At 67.3% G+C, this 16,493-nt stretch carries 12 protein-coding genes; 7 read left to right on the top strand and 5 right to left on the bottom strand.

The window, feature by feature from the left end:
- Positions 1–6: 6 nt before the first annotated feature.
- The 3 genes from ACY48M_RS00390 to ACY48M_RS00380 all read right to left on the bottom strand — a co-directional run bounded on the left by ACY48M_RS00390 (position 7) and on the right by ACY48M_RS00380 (position 3,465).
- A complete protein-coding gene (locus ACY48M_RS00390; RefSeq protein ID WP_462818267.1) occupies positions 7–681 on the bottom strand; it encodes a phosphatase PAP2 family protein in 675 nt (224 codons plus the stop codon).
- A gap of 98 nt (positions 682–779) precedes the next feature.
- Positions 780–2,219: a GH1 family beta-glucosidase gene (locus ACY48M_RS00385; protein WP_462818266.1), complete on the bottom strand. Its 1,440-nt coding sequence runs from the start codon at positions 2,217–2,219 to the stop codon at positions 780–782.
- Between the two features lie 85 nt (positions 2,220–2,304).
- Positions 2,305–3,465 (bottom strand): ROK family transcriptional regulator, encoded by a 1,161-nt coding sequence (locus ACY48M_RS00380; protein WP_462818265.1) that lies wholly within the window; start codon positions 3,463–3,465, stop codon positions 2,305–2,307.
- A 154-nt stretch (positions 3,466–3,619) separates the two neighbouring features.
- Here ACY48M_RS00380 and ACY48M_RS00375 point away from each other — a divergent pair, with 154 nt between their 5' ends.
- The 4 genes from ACY48M_RS00375 to ACY48M_RS00360 all read left to right on the top strand — a co-directional run bounded on the left by ACY48M_RS00375 (position 3,620) and on the right by ACY48M_RS00360 (position 9,194).
- The gene (locus tag ACY48M_RS00375; RefSeq protein ID WP_462818264.1) at positions 3,620–4,909 is read left to right on the top strand and encodes an extracellular solute-binding protein; all 1,290 of its coding nucleotides are present in this window, start codon (positions 3,620–3,622) and stop codon (positions 4,907–4,909) included.
- Between the two features lie 67 nt (positions 4,910–4,976).
- A complete protein-coding gene (locus ACY48M_RS00370) occupies positions 4,977–5,939 on the top strand; it encodes a carbohydrate ABC transporter permease (RefSeq protein WP_462818263.1) in 963 nt (320 codons plus the stop codon).
- Positions 5,939–6,829 (top strand): carbohydrate ABC transporter permease, encoded by an 891-nt coding sequence (locus ACY48M_RS00365; protein ID WP_462818262.1) that lies wholly within the window; start codon positions 5,939–5,941, stop codon positions 6,827–6,829. Before ACY48M_RS00370 ends, ACY48M_RS00365 begins: the two co-directional genes overlap by 1 nt.
- Positions 6,830–6,836: 7 nt before the next feature.
- Complete coding sequence (locus tag ACY48M_RS00360; RefSeq protein ID WP_462818261.1) at positions 6,837–9,194, top strand: beta-xylosidase/alpha-l-arabinosidase; 2,358 nt, start codon at positions 6,837–6,839, stop codon at positions 9,192–9,194.
- Positions 9,195–9,230: 36 nt separating this feature from the next.
- Here ACY48M_RS00360 and ACY48M_RS00355 read toward each other — a convergent pair whose 3' ends face one another.
- The gene (locus ACY48M_RS00355) at positions 9,231–10,289 is read right to left on the bottom strand and encodes a LacI family DNA-binding transcriptional regulator (RefSeq protein ID WP_462818260.1); all 1,059 of its coding nucleotides are present in this window, start codon (positions 10,287–10,289) and stop codon (positions 9,231–9,233) included.
- Positions 10,290–10,456: 167 nt separating this feature from the next.
- Between ACY48M_RS00355 and xylA the strand changes: the two genes are divergently transcribed.
- Complete coding sequence (gene xylA, locus ACY48M_RS00350; protein ID WP_462818259.1) at positions 10,457–11,650, top strand: xylose isomerase; 1,194 nt, start codon at positions 10,457–10,459, stop codon at positions 11,648–11,650.
- A gap of 253 nt (positions 11,651–11,903) precedes the next feature.
- Positions 11,904–13,358: a xylulokinase gene (locus ACY48M_RS00345; protein ID WP_462819223.1), complete on the top strand. Its 1,455-nt coding sequence runs from the start codon at positions 11,904–11,906 to the stop codon at positions 13,356–13,358.
- A 340-nt stretch (positions 13,359–13,698) separates the two neighbouring features.
- On the opposite strand, the gene arfA is transcribed toward ACY48M_RS00345, so the two are convergent.
- Positions 13,699–15,210: an arabinosylfuranosidase ArfA gene (gene arfA, locus ACY48M_RS00340; protein WP_462818258.1), complete on the bottom strand. Its 1,512-nt coding sequence runs from the start codon at positions 15,208–15,210 to the stop codon at positions 13,699–13,701.
- A 294-nt stretch (positions 15,211–15,504) separates the two neighbouring features.
- Between arfA and ACY48M_RS00335 the strand changes: the two genes are divergently transcribed.
- Complete coding sequence (locus ACY48M_RS00335) at positions 15,505–16,476, top strand: ABC transporter substrate-binding protein (protein ID WP_462819222.1); 972 nt, start codon at positions 15,505–15,507, stop codon at positions 16,474–16,476.
- Positions 16,477–16,493 lie beyond the last annotated feature (17 nt).

Raw genomic sequence — 16,493 nt, 5'->3', positions numbered from 1 at the left:
AGAAGACTAACCATTGACGCCCATTCGGGGGTGATCGCCGCGCAGACGATGTCGTTCGCGTTCGATGGTGATCGCAAACGGGGCCCACACGAGCACCGCGACACCAGCGCCGAGGAGTGCGCCGCCGATGGTGTCGGTGAGCCAGTGCACGCCGAGGTAGGTGCGACTGAGCAGCATGAGAATCGTGTAGGCGACGCCCGCCGCCCACACCCATACGCGCGAAACGATGATGCCGATGGTCACCGCGATGGTTGCCGCGTTGGCGACGTGGCCGGAGGGAAAGGATCCCGCATCGGACATCACCATCATTTCGAGCGGGCGCGGGCGCTCGAAGGTGCCCTTGAGCAGTTGCACGAGCCCGGCACTCACGACGGAGGCGATCGTGAAGTACAGCGCGGCCCAGAAGCGGCGGAGCACGCAGAGGACGGCGATGATCAGGAGCGGAACAGCCACGACGCCGACGATTCCCCCGCCGAGCCAATCGAGCAGGAGCGCCGGGGTGTCGAGCCACGCGGCGCGCTCGTCGAGGATGTCCTCGAGCCACTCGGCGTCGGATTCGAGTGGCGAGTTGCCGGCTCGGAGGGCGATGAGCCCGCCGAGCGCGGCCGCCAACCCGATGGCGATCACCGCACTGATGAGTGGCCAGCGGCGGGTGACCTTGCGGGCGGTGCGAGTTTCCATCCGTCGACCGTATGCTGCGCCGCACGCCCGCGCATCCAGCGGTTCCAGAGGTTGCCGTCAACCGGGTTGCCGGGCCGCGGCGCGCACCTGGCCCGCGTCTACCGGGGTGAGAGCGGACCGGCCGGGATGCTTCGCGACTCGATGAGCCTGGAATACCAGTGGCCAGAATCTTTGATGGTGCGCTCGAGGGTGTCGTAGTCGACGTGCACGATGCCGAACCGCTTCGTGTAGCCGTAGGCCCATTCGAAGTTGTCCATGAGTGACCAGACTTGATAGCCGCGGAGGTCGACACCGCGCTGCATGGCGCGGTGGGCGGCCGTGAAATGCCGCTGCAGATAGTCGATGCGGCGGTCGTCGTGCACTGCGCCGTCGACGACCTCGTCGGCGAACGCGGCCCCATTTTCGGTCACCATGAGCGGCAGGGCGGGAAACTGTTCGTGCAGCGACACCAAGAGCTCTTCGAGGCCGTCTGGCGCGATGTTCCACCCCATCTCGGTGTAGGGTCCCGCTTGCTCGACGAATTCGACAATCTCACTGCCGGGCCAGGGTGTTCCGCCGGCACTCTTGTGGCCGTCGGCGGTCTGGCGGGGTCGGCGGCCGTCCCAGGTGCGCACTGTCGCGGTGGAGTAGTAGTTGACGCCGAGAAAGTCGAGCGGCTGCGTGATCTGTTCGAGGTCACCTGGACGCACGAACTGCCAGTCGGTGACCTTCGCGGTGTCGTCGAGCAGGTCGGCCGGGTATTCGCCGCGGAGCATCGGGCCGGTGAACGCGCGATTGGCGAGCGCATCGATGCGTCGCATGGCATCGTCGGCACGGTCGTCGCCTGGTCGCAGCACGTGGAAGTTGAGGGTCGCCGAGTATTGCGCATCGTTGGTGACGACCGATCGCAGCGCCTGCACGCCGAGACCGTGGGCGAGGTTGAGGTGGTGCACGGCGGTGAGAGCAGCCCGGCCGCTCGTGACACCGGGCGCGTGTGCGCCCGAGCCGTAGCCGAGGTAGGCGGAGCACCACGGCTCGTTGAGGGTCGTCCATGCCGAGACACGGTCGCCGAGTGCGGAGCCGATCGATTCGGCGTAGTCGGCAAAGCGGTGGGCGGTGTCGCGCGAGGTCCAGCCGCCGAGGTCTTCGAGCGGCTGCGGCAGGTCCCAGTGATAGAGGGTGGCGATGGGCCGGATGCCGCGGGCCAGGAGCCCATCGACGAGCCGCGAGTAGAACGCCACCCCCTTCGCGTTCACCGCTCCACTCCCGGGTGGCACGATGCGGGGCCACGCGACGGAGAAGCGGTATGACTCGAGGCCGAGCCGCTTCATGAGGTCGAGGTCTTGGTCGAGGCGGTGGTAGTGGTCGTCGGCAACATCACCGGTATGGCCGTGGAGCACGCGACCGGGTTCGCGACTGAAGGTGTCCCAGATGGACGGCTCACGTCCGTCTTCGTCGTGGGCCCCTTCGATTTGGTACGACGCTGTCGCAGATCCGAAGACGAAGTCTTTGGGAAATTCGAGGCCGTGGTCGCGGTAGTCGGGGGTGCCGGAGATCATGCCTTGGACTCTACTCTTCCGATCGGCCGGTGTGGGAGCGCCCCCACGCCGGGGCGTTAAGCCGAGACCGTGAGCCCACCGGGAGTCAGTCGATCGCCTGCAGCGCGCTGAGCGGTGCCGCGATGACGCGGTCGAACGCGAGTTCGGCCGCCCCGATCATGAGGAGATCGGGGCCGAGCGCGGCACGCGTGATGCGAACATCCGCAAGCGAGGGGTCGAGCGCTCGCTCACGCACCGCCGCCAAGAGCACCTCGCGGCGGCGGTCGAAAATGACGCCCAAGAACCCGCCCAACACCACTTCTGACGGATTCAAGATGTTGATGGTGCCCGCAAGGCCGCGACCGAGCGTGCGGACCTGGTGTTCGACGAGTCGCTGCACCTCCGGATCGTCTGATTCGGCGAGCGCACGCTCCAGCTCGGCATCGCTCGGTGCCGCAACGCCGAGCGCTGCCGTGAGCGCCGCCCGGTTGACGACGTCTTCGAGAGCATCGCCGGCATCCGTGCTGAAGGTGTGACCAAATTCGCCGGCGTAGCCGCTCGCCCCCGAGAGCGTGCGGCCCCCGAGCACAATGCCGCCACCGATGCCGCTCGCGCCGCCGTTGAGATACACGAGATCATCGACACCGCGGCCTGCGCCGAAGGTGCGCTCGGCCCGCGCACCGAGCGTTGCATCGTTGGCCACCGCCACGGGGAGTCCCGTCGCTTCGGCGAGCTTGGAGGCGAACGGGGCGTCGATCCAGCCGAGGTGTGGCGCGAGGCGCACCACTCCGTCGGCCGCGCGAACGAGTCCTGGAACCGCCACCCCAACCCCGGCAGACTGCGTGGCCCCGTGGTCGGCCGCGAGGCGGGCGATGACCCCGGCGGCGAGCGCCACGGCGGTGTCGACCGATGGCACCTCGTCGAGCGAGATGCGCACACGCTCGATGACGTGGCCGCTGAGCTGCACGAGCCCGACGGTGACGGAGTCGAGCTCCGGATGCACCGCGAAGGCGAGCGCTGACGGCCCGGCCGACACGATGGGAGACGGCCTTCCGACTCGCCTATCTCCGACCGGCACCGACTCAGACACAAGGCCGACCGCCACGAGTTCAGCGACCAGGGCCGAGATGGTCGAGCGGTTGAGGGCGGTGAGTCGGGTGAGATCCGACCGCGACACCGGCCCGACGCGGTGGACGATCTCGATGATGCGGCCGAGGTTGTGACGTCGAACATCGTCGAGACTGGCGGCGCGTGGGCGGGGTGTCATGGTGACAGCACGCTATCGGATGCGTCGCTCACGATCTGCCTCATCGCATCCAGATCGTGAATTTGTTGCTATTGACCTCAAATCCTCGACTGCGTAGTATCCAGACATCCCAATCACTTTCGACAAACACGTCGAAACTTTCGAGAGGTGTTCAATGATGAACAAATCCCGCACAGCGCGGGTCACCGCTGCCGCCGCGGTCTCCGCCCTCGCACTCGGCCTCGTCGCCTGCAGTTCTGGCGACGGGGACAGCGACGGCAACACCACCATCACCTGGTGGCACAACGCCACCTCAGACCCGCTGCAGAGCCTGTGGGTCGACGTCGCCGCAGAGTTCGAAGAAGCCAACCCCGGTGTGACCGTCGAGGTCACCGGCTACCAGAACGAAGACCTCCAGCGCACCCTCATCCCCAACGCCCTCCAGTCGGGCGACGCTCCCGACGTCTTCATGGTCTGGCCAGGCGGCGAGGTTCGCTCCCAGGCCGAAGCCGGACACCTGAAAGACCTCAGCGATGTCGCCGCAGACACGATCGACGAGCTCGGCAATGCGGTGACGCCGTGGGAAGTCGACGGCGTGCAGTATGCGCTGCCGTACACCTTCGGCATCACCGGGATTTGGTACAACAAAGAGCACTTCGAGGCTGCTGGCATCGAGGGCACCCCAGAGACCCTTGACGAACTCAACGACGCGGTCGCCGCACTGAAAGACACCGGAGTCGACCCCATCGCCGTCGGCGCCGGCGATCTCTGGCCGGCCGGGCACTGGTGGTATCAGTTCGCCATCAGCGCCTGCTCGACCGAGACGCTCGAGACCGCAATCCCGGCGCTCGACTTCTCCGACCCGTGCTGGATCGAAGCGGGCGAACTGCTCGAAGAGTTCCTTGCCACCGAGCCGTTCAACGAGGGGTTCCTCGCCACGCCAGCGCAGACCGGCGCGAACAGCTCGAACGGGCTCATCGCCAACGGCCAGGCGGCAATGGAATTCATGGGCCCCTGGAACTCCGGCACGATCGGAGCCCTCACCGCCGACGGTGAGGTCCCGGAATGGCTCGGCTGGTTCCCGTTCCCGACCGTTGAGGGCACCGACGGTGACCCCGGCATTGCCATGGGCGGAGGCGACGGCTTCGGCGTGCACACCGATGCACCCGACGAGGCCGTCGAGCTGCTGCAGTACATCATGAGTGAGGATGTGCAGCGGCGATTCGCGGAGACCGGCGCCGGCATCCCCACGCATCCTGGTGCTGCCGATGCACTCACCGATCCGAACCTCGCCGCGATCGCTGACGGCCTCGCCGAAGCGACCTATGTGCAGCTCTGGCTCGACAGCGCGCTCGGCCCGGCCTTCGGAACACCGCTGAACCAAGCCGTGGTCAACGTCTTCGGCGGCACAGGCACGCCAGAGGACATCGTCTCGGCACTCGAAGACACCGCCGCATCGCAGTGACCCTCCCGTCTGGCGGTGCCCGCGGCAACGGACGCGGGCACCGCCAGACCCTTCAACGGACAGGCGAATGACCACAACTCACGCTCCGCCACAGCTCGCAACCGGGCCAGGAGCCCCGAAACGCTCCACGTCTCGATCCGGCGACACCAGGCGGCGACTCGAAATCGCGCTCTTCGTCGGGCCGGCGCTCATCGTGTTCTTGATGTTCGTGATCTTGCCCGTCGTGCTGGCCGCCATCTACAGCCTCTACAACTGGAACGGACTCGGCCCCCTCGAGCGCTTCATCGGATTCGACAACTACGAGCGCGCCTTCGCCGACCCGCTCTTCATCAAAGCGATCACCAACAACGCGACGATCGTCATCGCCTCGATTCTCGTGCAGGGGCCGCTCGCCATCGCTGTCGCGCTGCTCCTCAACCGACGGCTCCGCGGGCGCACCGTCATCCGAGCCCTCATCTTTGTGCCCTACGTGCTCGCCGAAGTCATCGCCGGCCTCTCGTGGCAACTCCTGTTGGCGCCAAACGGTGGCGTCAATGCGCTGCTCGACGCCATCGGCCTCGGGGCACTCGCCCAACCCTGGCTCGCAGACCCCGACATTGCGCTCTGGGTGATGTTTAGCATCCTGACCTGGAAGTACCTCGGCTTCGCCATCCTCCTCATGCTCGCCGGGCTGCAGGGGGTGCCGGCAGAACTCCACGAAGCGGCCGCGATCGACGGCGCGAGCTGGTGGCAGACCCAGTGGCGCATCACCCTGCCGCTGCTCGGCCCGACCATCCGCATCTGGGTCTTTCTCTCGATGATCGGCTCGCTCCAGCTCTTTGACATGGTGTGGGTCACCACCAAGGGCGGGCCCGTCGGGGCCACCAACACCATGGCGGTCTACATGGTCCAGTACGGGCAAGGGCAAACCGGCTACGGCAGCGCCATCGCCGTCATTCTCTTTGTCGTCTCGCTCGCGATTGCCCTCGTCTACCAGCGCTTCGCGATGCGTCGCGACCTCGCCGGCTCTATCACGGGAGGGGTGCGCTGATGGCCGTCACCGCCACCATGCCCCGCGGCACCGGCGCAGCAGCGACGCGGCGTCGCAAGCCCCTCACCTGGTCGCAGGTGTGGGTGTACCTCGTCGCGTTCATCGTGATCCTCGCCGCGATCGCGCCCGTCGTCTACGTGTGGATCGGCGGCTTCCGCACGACACCGGACATCAACGCCAACCCCGCGGGCTGGCCAGATCCGTGGACCCTCGACAGCTACATCCGGGTGCTCACATCGACCCGCTTCTGGGGATCGGTCTTCTCGTCATCGATCGTCGGCCTCGGCACCACGGCGGGGGTTGTGGTGCTCGGAGTTATGGCGGCCTTCGCGATCGCGCGCTACAACTTCAAGGGCCGCGGCGGGCTCTACGCCCTCTTCGCGGCCGGGCTCATGTTTCCCGTCACGGTCGCGGCACTCCCCCTCAGCGTGCTGCTGCGTGACCTCGGGCTGCACGGCAGCTTTCTCGGCCTCATCATTCCCCAGATCGCGTTCGCGCTGCCGACAACCATCATCATCCTGGTGCCGTTTCTCCGGGCGATTCCGGCAGAACTCGAAGAGGCTGCGGCAATCGACGGAACGAGCCGCATCGGCTTCTTCTGGCGCATCATGCTGCCCCTCTCCGGCCCAGGGCTCGTGACCGTCGGCGTGCTCGCCTTCATCAACAGCTGGAACGCCTACCTGCTGCCGCTGCTCATCCTTGCCGCCGGCGGGATGCCACAGGATCTGTGGACTCTGCCGCTCGGCGTGCAGCAGTACTCCACCCAATATTCGTCCGACACCGGCGCGGTGCTCGCATACACCTCGCTCTCGATGGTGCCGGCACTCGCCTTCTTCCTCCTCGCGGAGAAGCGGATCGTCGGCGGCCTCAGCGGCGCCGTGAAGGGATAGTCCACCAGTGACCAACGAAGTCAGCACCCTGCCCCTGTGGCGCGATGCGAGCGTCGAGCCCACTGCGAGGGTCGCCGCCCTCATGGCCGAGATGACCCTCGAAGAGAAGATCGCCCAGCTCTATGGCGTGTGGGTGGGCGCATCAGACGAGGGAGGCGAGGTCGCCCCGCACCAACACGACATGACCGACACCGTCAACCTCGACGAGCTGCTCCCCCTCGGCCTCGGGCAGCTCACGAGACCATTCGGCACCGCCCCCGTCGACCCGGCACTCGGGGCGCTCTCACTCCTGCGCACCCAGGAGCGCATCGTCGCGAGCAGCCGCTTCGGCATCCCGGCTGTCGCCCACGAGGAGTGCCTCGCCGGGTTCGCCGCGTGGGGTGCAACCGCCTACCCCGTGCCGCTCTCGTGGGGCGCCAGCTTCGACCCCGAGCTCGTGCGACGCATGGCCAGGCGCATCGGCGATGACCTGCGCTCGGTCGGGGTGCACCAGGGCCTCGCCCCCGTGCTCGACGTCGTGCGCGATGCCAGGTGGGGCCGGGTCGAAGAAACCATCGGCGAAGACCCCTACCTCGTCGGCTCGATCGCGACCGCGTATGTGCAGGGGCTCGAATCGGCCGGCATTGTCGCCACGCTCAAGCACTTCGTCGGCTACTCCGCGTCGCGCGCCGGGCGCAATCTTGCCCCCGTCTCGGTCGGGGCACGCGAGGTCGCCGATGTGCTGCTGCCGCCCTTCGAAATGGCGATCAGGGAGAGCGGAGTACGGAGCGTCATGAACGCCTACACCGACCTCGACGGCATCCCGTCTGCCGCCGATCGCAGCCTGCTCACCGAGCTCCTTCGCGACACCTGGGGCTTTGAGGGCACCGTCGTCGCCGACTACTTCGCCGTCGGCTTTCTCAAACTGCTCCACGGCACCGCCGAGACCTGGGCGGATGCCGCGGTCGCAGCCCTCGACGCCGGCATCGACGTCGAGCTGCCGACCGTGAAGGCGTTCGGGGCTCCCCTCGCCGAGGCAATCCGCGCGGGCCGTGCCGACGAGGCCATCGTCGATCGTGCCCTCCGCCGCGTGCTTCTGCAGAAGGTCGAGCTGGGGCTCCTCGACGCCGACTGGTCGCCCGTGCCACCCGCACTCGCCACGGCAGACCTCGATGACCTCACGGGTCTGCGCGCGAGCATCGAACTGGATTCTGCCGCGAACCGCGAGCTCGCCCGCGATCTTGCCGAACGCGCCATCGTGTTGCTGCGCAATGACGGCACGCTCCCGCTGGCGGCCCCCACGCGGATCGCGGTGATCGGCCCGAACGCTGATGACCCCTCTGCCGTGCTGGGGTGCTATTCGTTTCCGAGTCACGTGGGGGCGCTGCATCCTGGGGTGCCGGTCGGCATCGAGCTGCCGACGCTCCTCGAGTCGCTTCGCGCCGAGTTCCCTGACGCCCACATCGAGTATGTGCTCGGCACGAGCATCGACGGCGGCGACACCGACGGGATCGACGCCGCCGTCGCGGCCGCACGGGCAGCGGATGTCGCGGTGCTCGCGCTCGGCGACCGCGCCGGGCTCTTCGGCCGCGGCACGAGTGGCGAGGGCTGCGACGCGCACTCCCTCGAGCTGCCGGGCGCGCAGCACCTGCTGCTCGACGCCGTGCTCGGCAGCGGAACCCCCGCCATTGTCACGCTGCTCGCCGGCCGTCCGTATGCGCTCGGTCGCGCGGTCGATGATGCGGCGGCGATCGTGCAGACCTTTTTCGCCGGCGAGGAGGGCACCGGTGCGATCGCCGGCGTCATGAGCGGACGGGTGAACCCCAGCGGGAGGCTCCCCGTGAGCGTCCCCGCGCATCCGGGGGCCCAGCCGAGCACCTATCTCGCCTCACCGCTCGCCCGCAGCAGCGGCGTCTCAACCATCGACCCGACGCCGGCGTTTCCGTTCGGCCACGGCCTCGGCTACACGACCTTCGAATGGCACCCCGGCGCTGCCACGAGCGGCACGGTCGCCACCGACGGCACCGTCACGGCCTCGATCACCGTCACGAACACCGGCACCCGCGGGGGCGCAGAAATCGTGCAACTCTACCTGCACGACCCCGTCGCGAGCGTCGTGCGGCCCGTGCAGCGGCTCATCGGCTTCGCCAGGCTTGAGCTCGCGGCCGGAGAGCGCGCCGAAGTGCACTTCGAGGTGCCGGCGGCACTCGCATCCTTCACGGGGCGAAACGGTGAACGCATTGTCGAGCCGGGCAGCATCGACCTCGGCTTCGGGCACTCCAGCGGCGACATCCCGCACGTCTCCAGGGTGGAGCTCACCGGGCCGACCGTTGTCGTCGACCACACGAGGGCGCTGCATCCGCGCGTCACGGTTTCGCGCGGGTAGGGCCTGCCGTCGCAGCTGCGTCAGCGGGCAGCTCCGTCAGCCAGCACGACCTCGGCGGCGGGTCTCGGGCCGGGGCGGCGCGGTGCTCTCGCGCACGACAAGACTCGTCGAGAGATCCATGCGCGGTGTGCTCGCGAGCGGCCCCTCACTGAGCCTGATGGCGAGCCGAGCCGCCTCACGCCCCATCTCTTTGAGGGGCTGGTTCACGGTTGTCAGCCGTGGGCTCACCCAGTTGGCGAGCGGAATGTCGTCATAGCCGACGACCGAAAGATCGTCGGGGATGCGGAGCCCGAGCGAACGCGCCGTCTCAAGCACCCCGAGCGCCTGCAAATCGCTGCCAGCAAAAATCGCGGTGGGTGGGTCATCGAGTGCGAGCAGTTCGGCGGCATGGTGCGCGCCGCCCGTGAGGTGAAAGTCGCCGAACCGGATCCACTCCTCCCGAATGGGCAGCCCGGCGGCATTCATCGCCGAACGGTAGCCGTCGATGCGAGCCAGCGAACACATCATGTCTTCTGGCCCGGTGATGGCCGCGATGCGCTTATGCCCAAGCTCGATGAGGTGGCGCACGGCAGCGAGCCCGCCCGCCCAGTTGGCCGAACCGACGGCCGGCACGTCGGGCGATGGGTCGCCGGCAGGGTCGACGATGACGAACGGGATGCTGCGGGCCGCGAGTGCCGAGCGGAACTGCTCAGGCAGATCAGAGAACACGAGCACAACGCCGACCGGGCGACGGCTCAGCACGCCCTCAAGCCACTCGGGGCCGGGGGCGTGGCGCGTGCCACTCTCGGTGAGCACGACACTCATGCCGTGGCTCGAGGCGACGTCTTCGACGCCGCGGATGAGTTCCATCGACCAGGCACTCTCCAGCTCGTGAAAGACGAGCTCGATGAGCCGCGACCGTGCCGCCGTCGCGACCCGTCGCTGATAGCCGTTGCGCTCGAGGAGCGCCTCGACGCGCTCTCTGGTTGCGGCAGCGACATCCGGTCGTCCGTTGAGCACTTTTGAGGCTGTTGCGAGGGAGACGCCGGCTTCGTGCGCAAGATCGGACAGGGTGACCCGCGGGGTCGTTGACGGAGCGGAGGATGGTGCTGACATGGGACGAGGCTAGACGACTTTCGATTGAAACCCCGAAAGTTTTAGCGCGGGTCTCCGCCGGCGAGGCGCTGCGCGACCCCTTTCGCGAGCACCCAGGGTGCTATATGTTGTTATAAGCAACATTTAGTTCAGCGTCGAAACCTCGACCCCGTCGAAGCAGGAGCATCATGGCACTCACGCCCACCCCAGCAGACAAATTCTCCTTCGGCCTCTGGACCGTCGGATACAACGGGGCCGACCCGTTCGGAGGGCCAACCCGCGCCCCCCTCGACGTCGTCCACGCCGTCGAAAAACTCGCCGAACTCGGGGCATACGGCCTCACCTTCCACGACGACGACCTCTTCGCCTTCGGCTCAACGGATGCCGAGCGCCAGACCCAGATCGACCGCCTCACCCAGGCGCTCGCCGACACGGGCCTCATCGTGCCCATGGTCACCACCAACCTCTTCTCCGCCCCCGTCTTCAAAGACGGCGGATTCACCTCCAACGACCGCGCCGTTCGCCGCTTCGCGCTGCGCAAAGTCATCCGCAACATCGACCTCGCCGCCGAGCTCGGTGCCAAAACCTTCGTCATGTGGGGCGGCCGTGAAGGTGCCGAATACGACTCCGCCAAAGACATCCGCGGCGCCCTCGAGCGCTACCGCGAAGCCGTCAACCTGCTCGGCGACTACGTGACCGACAAGGGCTACGACATCCGCTTCGCAATCGAGCCGAAGCCCAACGAGCCCCGCGGCGACATCCTGCTGCCCACCCTCGGTCACGCCATCGCGTTCATCAACACGCTCGACCGACCTGAGCTCGTCGGCATCAACCCCGAGGTCGGGCACGAGCAGATGGCCGGGCTCAACTTCGCCGCCGGCATCGCACAGGCGCTCGACTGCGGCAAGCTCTTCCACATCGACCTCAACGGGCAGCGCGGCATCAAATACGATCAGGACCTCGTGTTCGGGCACGGCGACCTGCACAACGCGTTCGCGCTCGTCGACCTGCTCGAAAACGGCGGCCCCGGCGGCGGTCAGGCCTACGACGGCCCACGCCACTTCGACTACAAGCCCTCGCGCACCGAAGACGAGACGGGGGTCTGGGATTCGGCCGCCGCGAACATGCAGACCTACCTGCTGCTCAAAGAGCGGGCAGCCGCGTTCCGCGCCGACCCGGAGGTGCAGGAGGCCCTCGCCGCCGCCCGCGTCAGCGAACTCGCGCAGACCACCCTCAGCGAGGGCGAGAGCTATGACGACCTCATCGCCGATCGCGCCGCCTACGAAGACTTCGACACCGACGCCTACTTCAACGCCAAAGGCTTCGGATTCGTGCGGTTGCAACAGCTCGCGACCGAGCACCTTCTGGGCGCGAGGCGCTAGCCTCGCGCAGGGCGGCAGCCGCAGCCCAGAGGCGCGTCTGCGCCGACGGCGTGCCGCGGCAGACCACCGGACGCTCCCCAATACGGACTCGCACAGCGGAGAGACATGGAGACCACAANTTCGCCCGGGCCCCCCCCCCCCCCCAGGGCGGCAGCCGCAGCCCAGAGGCGCGTCTGCGCCGACGGCGTGCCGCGGCAGACCACCGGACGCTCCCCAATACGGACTCGCACAGCGGAGAGACATGGAGACCACAATGCCCTTCGTCGCCGGAGTCGACTCGTCGACCCAAAGCTGCAAGGTCGTCATCAGGGATGCCGCGACCGGCGCCCTCGCGCGCTACGGTCGCGCGCCGCATCCGGAGGGCACCGAGGTCGACCCTGAGGCGTGGTGGCTCGCACTGCGCCAGGCGATCACGGCCGCCGGCGGACTCGACGATGTCGCGGCCATCTCGATCGGAGGGCAGCAGCACGGGCTTGTCGCGCTGGATGCCGACGGTCGCGTCATCCGGCCCGCCCTGCTCTGGAACGACACCCGGAGTGCCGACGCTGCCCTCGCCCTGCGCGCCGAACTCGGTGACGCCGAGATCGCGGCGCGCACCGGCAGCGTGCCCGTCGCGTCGTTCACCTCGACTAAACTGCGGTGGCTGCGTGACGCCGAGCCCTCGAACGTCGCCAGGGTCGCCGCGGTCGCGCTGCCGCACGATTGGCTCACGTGGCGTTTGCGCGGCTTCGGGCCAGACAATCCTCAGCTCGACGAGCTCGTCACCGACCGCTCCGACGCGAGCGGCACGGGCTATTTCAACCCCGCGACGGGCGAATACGACCGCGAACTGCTCGCCCTCGCCCTCGGAAATTCAGGAATCACGCTGCCGACCGTGCTCGAACCGCACGAATCTCGGCCGATGGCGGGAGGTTCTCCTGAATTTCCGCAGGCGAGCGAGGTGGAGGGTGGCGGGGGTGTGCACACGCCGCCAGGGCTCGTGGTGGGCGCGGGGGCGGGCGACAACGCCGCGGCAGCGCTCGGGCTCGACGCCACACCCGGCGACATCATCGTCTCGATCGGCACGAGCGGCACGGTCTTTGCCGTCTCCCCCACACCGGTCGTCGACCCCACTGGCACCGTCGCCGGCTTTGCCGATGCCACCGGCAACTTTCTCCCCCTCGTGGCGACGCTCAATGCGGCCAGGGTTCTCGATGCGATTGCCTCACTGCTCGACGTCGACCACGCGGAGCTCGGCCGCCTGGCCCTCAGCACCAACGAGCCGGCCCCCGTGCTCGTGCCGTGGTTCGAGGGCGAGCGCACGCCCAACCTGCCGTCGGCGACGGCAACGCTGAGCGGGCTGACGTTGGCGACGACGACGCGGGCGGGTCTCGCGCGCGCCGCCATCGAGGGCATGCTGTGTGGCCTCGCCGAAGGTCTCGATGCGGTGCTGGCCCTGGGCGTGCCGGCCGAGCGGGTGCTGCTGATCGGCGGTGCGGCGGGCAACCCAGGCGTGCAGGCGATCGCCGCACAGGTCTTCGGTCAGCCCATCACGGTGCCGACGCCGGGCGAGTATGTCGCGGACGGCATGGCCAGGCAGGCCGCCTGGGCGCTCACGGGGGTGCGACCGACGTGGCCCCTCGCGATTTCACGCGAGCTCCCAAGCGACTATCGCCCCGAGATCCGGTCGCGGTATGCGCGGGCACGGGATGCCGCGGCATCAGCCTGAGCGAATGACGCGCTTTCGGCGGGATGAGGCCGCCGCGGCGCGTTCATTCCGCCGAAAGTGGGTCATTCGTGGGGTGCTGGCCCCGTCGACTCGCGCGCCTGCACTTACCTATGGTTTACCGGTAAACCTAGCCCCAGTTTTCGCCCGCTCGCCGCGCCCGCGCAACCACGACGCCCCCGAAGCCCACCAAACCCACCATCCCGAGCGAATGAGGTGTTTTCGGCGGGATGACACTGCCGTGGCAAACTCATCCCGCCGAAAACGGGTCATCCATCGAGCCGGCGCGAGCCGGCGCGCGCGGCGCGGCGCGGCGCGGCGCGGCACGGCGCGCGATTGCCGGTTAGCCGAGTGCGATTGCCGTCCAGGAGACGGGTGGGAGCGTGATGGTGATGGTCGCGCCGTTGAGCACCGCTGTGTCGTTATCGACAAGCCCGACACGGTCTGGGTCGGCGAGGGTGTTGCGCGCACGAATGTCGTCGTCTGTCAGCGTCTGAGCCGATTCGATCGTGAGGGCGCCGAGCGCGGCACCGTCGATCGTGACCGTTGCAACCTCGTCTTGCGAGCGATTCACGAGGAACACGGCCGAGCGCCCTGTCGCCTCATCGTGGGTCGCCACGGTATCGACCAGCGGCACCGCGCCGTACTCCTTTGTCGTGTACGTGTCGGACTCGAGCTTCGGGGCGAGAACGACCCCCTGCGCGAGCTTGGAGGTGAGGGCGAACGGAAAGAAGGTCGTCTGCCGCCATGCGGGGCCTCCCGGCTCTGTCATGATCGGGGCGATCACGTTGACGAGCTGGGCAAGCGAGGCGGATGTCACGCGGTCGGCGTGCTTGAGCAGCGAGATCAGGAGGCTGCCAAACACGACAGCATCGACCACCGAATAGGCATCCTCGAGCAGTCGTGGCGCGATGGGCCAGTCGTCGACATCCGTGACCTTGTCGTCAGCGTGATAGCGATCGATGTACCAGATGTTCCACTCGTCGAATGAGATGTTGATGGTCTTCGAACTTTTCTTGACCGCCTTGACGTGGTCGGCCGTTGCGATGACGGACTCGATGAAGTGGTCCATGTTCACGGAGCTCGCAAGAAAGCTGGCCAGGTCGCCACCGCGCTCCTCGTAGTATGCGTGGCACGAGATGTAGTCGACATCGTCGTAGGTGTGGCCGAGCACGATGCGCTCCCACTCACCGAAGGTCGGCATCTGGGCGCTCGACGATCCGCAGACGACGAGTTCGAGATTCGGGTCGAGCTGCCGCATCGCCTTCGCGGTCTGCGAGGCGAGCGTGCCGTAGTCATCGGCACTGCGGTGGCCCAGCTGCCACGGTCCGTCCATCTCGTTGCCGAGGCACCACATCCGCACGCCGAACGCGTCGGGCGCTCCGTTGTCGATTCGCCGCTGCGAGAGCGCCGTGCCGCCCTTGTGGTTGGCGTACTCGAGCAGGTCGAGCGCTTCGGCGGTGCCCCTCGTGCCCAGATTCACTGCGAGCATGAGCTCGCTGTCGACCTTGCGCAGCCACGATGCGAACTCGTGCAGCCCGACCTCGTTGGTTTCGGTTGAGTGCCAGGCGAGATCGAGGCGCCGGGGGCGCTCCGCTTTGGGGCCGACGCTGTCCTCCCATTTGAACCCTGAAACGAAGTTGCCTCCCGGATAGCGGATGGTGCTCACGCCGAGTTCCCGCATGAGCGCGATGACGTCGTTGCGAAAGCCCTCGTCGTCGGCCTCGGGATGGCCCGGCTCATAGATGCCGTCGTAGATGTGACGGCCGAGGTGCTCGACGAATCCGCCGAAGAGCCGCCGGTTGATGGCGCCTACGGTGAAGTGCGGGTCGATGGTGAGGTGTGCGTTGGGCATTCGATGCTTTCAGTGTCGTTCGCGCGTGGACTCACAGACGCTGTGGTCACAGTACAACCGCATCGGGCATTGAGAACCCTCACATTTCGACAGTGACGCAATTCTGACCGCGTGGACGGCCTGACGCTGCATACCAGCGCGTGGAACGGCGTCGTTACCGTACCGTAATATTTGACCGTTGCCTCGTGCAAGTTGTGAGCGCTAACATTCTGGTCATCCAGAACGCACTGGAGCCCGGATGTCGCCCGCACCATCACGGCAACGCGGGATCACTGAACAAAGGAGTTTAGGTTGATCAAGAAATTCACGGGTGTGGCCGCGACCGCCGCCATACTCCTCGCACTCACCGGTTGCGCTGGCGACGGCACCACTGGTGGTAGCGATGGCGGCGATGGCGACATCGTCGTCGGCTTCTCCCAGGTCGGCGCAGAGAGCGGATGGCGCACCGCCAACACGATCGACATCAAGGCCGCCTTCGAAGAGGCCGGCATCGAACTCAAGTTCTCTGACGCCCAGCAGAAACAGGAGAACCAGATCAAGGCGATTCGCAGCTTCATCCAGCAGCAGGTCGACGTGATCGCATTCTCACCCGTCGTTGAGTCTGGCTGGGACACCGTGCTGAAGGAGGCGAAAGACGCCGGCATCCCCGTCGTGCTCACCGACCGCGCGGTCGATTCAGAGGATGAGTCGCTCTACGTGTCATTCCTCGGCTCCGACTTCGTGCTCGAGGGCGAGCGGGCCGGCGAGTGGGTCAACACAGAGTTCGCCGATGCAGATCAGGTGAATATCGTCGAGCTGCAGGGCACGACGGGTGCCGCCCCAGCGAATGACCGGGCCGAAGGGTTCCGCGCCGTCGTCACCGACCCGAAGTTCGAGATCATCGCAACGCAGACCGGCGACTTCACCCGCGCTGGCGGCAAGCAGGTCATGGAGGCGTTCCTCAAGTCGAACCCCGACATCGATCTTGTTTACGCCCACAACGATGACATGGGTCTCGGCGCGATCGAGGCGATCGAAGCCGCCGGGCTGGTGCCGGGCGTCGACATCAAGATCGTCACGGTCGATGCGGTAAAAGACGGCATGCAGGCGCTCGCCGATGGCAAGATCAACTTCATCGTCGAGTGCTCGCCCCTCCTCGGGGCACAGCTCGTCGAGATCGTCGAGAAGGTCGTGGCCGGCGAAGAGGTCGAGGCCCGCATCGTCACCGAAGAAACGACGTTCACGCAGGAGCAGGCGATCGAAGCCCTGCCAGACCGTCAGTACTAGGCACCAGGCACCACACC

This window comes from Homoserinimonas flava (assembly GCF_054969005.1).
The sequence above is the reverse complement of the archived record's forward strand: the minus strand, read 5'-3'. Positions and strand labels throughout refer to the sequence as shown.